This window comes from Synechococcus sp. B60.1 (assembly GCF_047462555.1).
Taxonomy (GTDB): domain Bacteria; phylum Cyanobacteriota; class Cyanobacteriia; order Thermostichales; family Thermostichaceae; genus Thermostichus.
Genome location: NZ_JANSJN010000033.1, coordinates 21,093 through 24,576, shown reverse-complemented (window position 1 = coordinate 24,576; position 3,484 = coordinate 21,093). Strand labels below are relative to the sequence as shown.

Annotated in this window: 2 protein-coding genes; both read left to right on the top strand. The window is 60.8% G+C overall.

Features of this window, described 5'->3' with window-relative positions; genetic code table 11:
- The first annotated feature begins 90 nt into the window (after positions 1 to 90).
- A complete protein-coding gene (locus NW863_RS05495) occupies positions 91 to 1,815 on the top strand; it encodes an electron transfer flavoprotein (RefSeq protein ID WP_414365052.1) in 1,725 nt (574 codons plus the stop codon).
- Positions 1,816 to 1,888: 73 nt separating this feature from the next.
- Complete coding sequence (gene mgtE, locus NW863_RS05490; protein ID WP_414338524.1) at positions 1,889 to 3,289, top strand: magnesium transporter; 1,401 nt, start codon at positions 1,889 to 1,891, stop codon at positions 3,287 to 3,289.
- Positions 3,290 to 3,484 lie beyond the last annotated feature (195 nt).

The window sequence follows — 3,484 nt, the reverse complement described above, 5'->3', positions numbered from 1 at the left end:
CTTGAGAAGGTCTAAAGTTTTGGGATCTTTCCACTTTTCCTTTCTAGGATACGGGCAGACTCTCCAGAGCTGCTGCGTGGGGAATTCTGCATGAGTGACGCCATCCGCTATGACCTGCTTTTGGTGGGAGGAAGCTCCTCCAACCTGATCCTGGCCCATCGCCTTTTGGATCTGGCCAAGCTCTCGGGGCTCAAAATCTCCATCGCCATCTTGGAAAAAGCCCGGCAATTTGGCGGGCACATCATCAGTGGTGCCATCTGCAATCCCCAGGTAATCGCCAGGCTTTTCCCGGATTTTGAGAGCCAAGGATTTCCCCACGAGGGGCGGGTGGAAGTGAGCCACCTGAGCGTACTGGGATCCCAAGAGCGCTGGGATCTGCCGGAAGCGGCGATCCCAAAGGGGTTGCGCAAGCAGGGGCAGTTCATCCTCACCCTTAGCCATGTCATCCGCTGGCTGGCCGAAACCCTGCAGGAAAAGGCCAAAGGGATCCCCAACGTTACCTTGGATGTATTCCCCGGCTTTGCCGCCCACGAGATCCTCTATGAGGGGGAGCGAGTCATTGGGGTGCGGGTGAGCGACTCCGGCCAAGTTTACGAAGATTGCGTCTTTGCCGAGCTCACTTGTTTTGGCGACAAGGGATTTATCTCCAAAGACCTGGTCGAGAAGTTTCACCTGCGCCCTCGGCCGCAACTGTGGTCGGTGGGGGTCAAAGAGCTGTGGCAGATCCCTCGCTCGCTGCAGGGGCAGGTGTGGCACACCCTGGGCTATCCGGTTTTGGATGGCAGCTTCAGCGGTGGCTTTGTCTACGGCCTCAAAGATAACCGCCTGGCCCTGGGCCTCATCATCGGCCTCGACAGCAAAAATCCCAACCTCAACCCGCAGCAGCGCCTGCAGGAGTTCAAAGCCCATCCCTGGATCCAATCCCTGATTGCCGGTGGCAAGTTGCTCAAGTACGGGGCTGCCGTCATTCCTGAGGGGGGCTACTACAGCCTGCCCAGCCGCTTTGGCGTTGAAGGGGCCTTGCTCTTGGGGGATGCCCTGGGGGTGCTGGATGTGGGCAGCCTGGCCGGGATCAACAACGCCATGGAGACCGGCTACCTGGCAGCGGGCCTCATTCACGACGGCTTTTTAAAAGGGGATCTGCGCATTCAAGAGGCCTACCAAAAAGCCGTGATGGAGAGCTCGGTGGGGCAAGATCTCTACCGCAGCCGCTATTTTCGGGAAGCCTTTTTGGAAAACTCCCGCCTGCTGGAAGAATACCTGCCCCAGCTCTGCCGCAGCGTCGATGCCGGCCACCCCTGGCTGGGATCCCTGCGCTGGGGCCTGCAGGATCCCGTGCGTCGCGGCGGGGAACTCCTGCGCGCCTACACGCTGCTGACGGGACGGGTCAGCGCCGGCGAGCCGCCCCCACGGGGGTATGTTGCTCCCCATGCCGCCATCCAAGCGGACTTTGTGGCCCCCCTAGGTCTGGATCCTGAAGCATTGACCACGCGATGGGGCTATTTCTCGCGGTCAGATGCCGTCTTTTTTGCCGATCCCCGCTACCCGGAAGGCAACCGCCACATCCTTGAGTTCAGCGCTGACACCTGCCGCCAGTGCATTGCCACCTACGACAAGCTAAACCGCCCTACCCCCTGCGTGGCCGACTGCACCGCAGAAGTCCACCACATCCGCGAACACAATGGGATCCGCTCCCACGCCATGTCGCTGGAAAACTGCATCCAGTGCCGCACCTGCGAGATCGTCTGTCCCCACCTCAACCTGCGGGTTAACCCCAGCTACGAGGGATCCGGCCCCGACTTTTATGGGCTCTAGGAAAACGGGGGCAGGGAGCACAGACTCAGCTTTGCTGGCATAGTTAAAGCTAGAGTTGCAGGGAGTGCAGCCATTGAATTCCGCCCCGCTGATCCCACCCGCCCCCAGCCCTGAGTTGAGCCGCGAGCAATTTTGTGAGCTCTTGCGTGGCCAGCTCAGCTTGGCCCTAAGGGAAAACAACTTGGAACAAGCCAAATCTCTCCTGCTGCCCGTACAAGCGGTGGACATTGCCGAGGTAATCGGGGAGTTGCCGGAGGCGCAGCAGGCTCTGGCCTTTCGCTTGCTGCCCAAGGATCTGGCCATCCGCGTTTACGAACACCTGGACATAGATCTGCAACAGGCGCTGCTGCGCGAGTTCAGGAGCCACGAGATCCAGGACATCTTGGACAAGATGTCGCCGGACGACCGGGCCCGCCTCTTCGACGAGCTGCCGGCCAAGGTGGTTGCCGAACTGCTGCCCCAGCTCAGCCCCCAGGAACGGGAAGCCACGGCCCTGCTGCTGGGCTATGCCCCCAACACCGCGGGGCGGATCATGACCCCGGAGTACATTTCCCTGCGAGAGAACCTGACGGCAGCCGAGGCACTGGAGCGGGTGCGCCTCTTGGCCCGCGAAACCGAGACCATCTACTACCTCTACGTCACCGACCAGGAGCGACACCTGACGGGAACCCTATCCTTGCGGGAGTTGGTGATGGCCGATCCGGCCCAGCGGCTGGAGGAGGTGATGAGCCGGGAGGTGGTGTTCGTCAGCACCCACACCGACCAGGAAGAGGTGGCGCAGGTCATCCAGCGGTACGACCTGTTGGCGGTGCCGGTGGTGGATGCCGAGCGGCGACTGGTGGGGATCGTTACGGTAGATGATGTACTGGACATCGTGGAGCAAGAGGCCACCGAAGACATCTACTCCTTGGGGGGGTTGCAGTCTGGAGAAGATGACTATTTCGACCTCAGTTTTTGGCAGGCAGCCCGCAAGCGGGTGGTGTGGCTGCTGATTTTGCTGCTTACCAACACCTTTACCAGCACGATTATTGCCGGCCAGGAAGAAGTCTTAAGCCAGGTGATCGCCCTGGCGGCTTTTATCCCACTGTTGGTGGATAGCGGCGGCAACGTCGGCTCCCAGTCTTCGACGGTGGTGATTCGCGGCCTGAGCACGGCAGCGGTGCGCCTCAAGGACGGGTTGGGGGTACTGGCCCGGGAAGCAGTGGTGGGAGCCATGCTGGGGATCATGCTCAGCTTGATCACCATCGGCTGGGCCTATGCCCTGCAGCGGGATCTCCTGGTGGCGGTCATCGTTGGGCTAAGCCTATTTGGGATTTCTGTTCTCTCTTCGGTGTCAGGGGCGGGGCTACCCTTTCTGTTTCGCTCCTTTGGTCTGGATCCGGCCTTGATGGCCGCCCCCTTCATCACCACGATTGTGGACGTGCTGGGGGTGTTGATCTACTTCTACGTTGCCCGTTTAATCCTGGGAATCTAGCCCTAGCCGCCAACCCCTCCAAGCCCTTGCCGAAATTGGGCTAGGTTGGAGCTGGTCTTGTTGCGGATCCCTGTCGGTGTCTGCCCATTCTGTGGATGTCCAGGCGGCTCTGCCGGAGATCGTGGCTCGCTTGCAAGCAGCCCTGGGATCCCTGGGGCTGGGACATCTGCAGGTGCAGGCGCGTCTTTCCGGCCA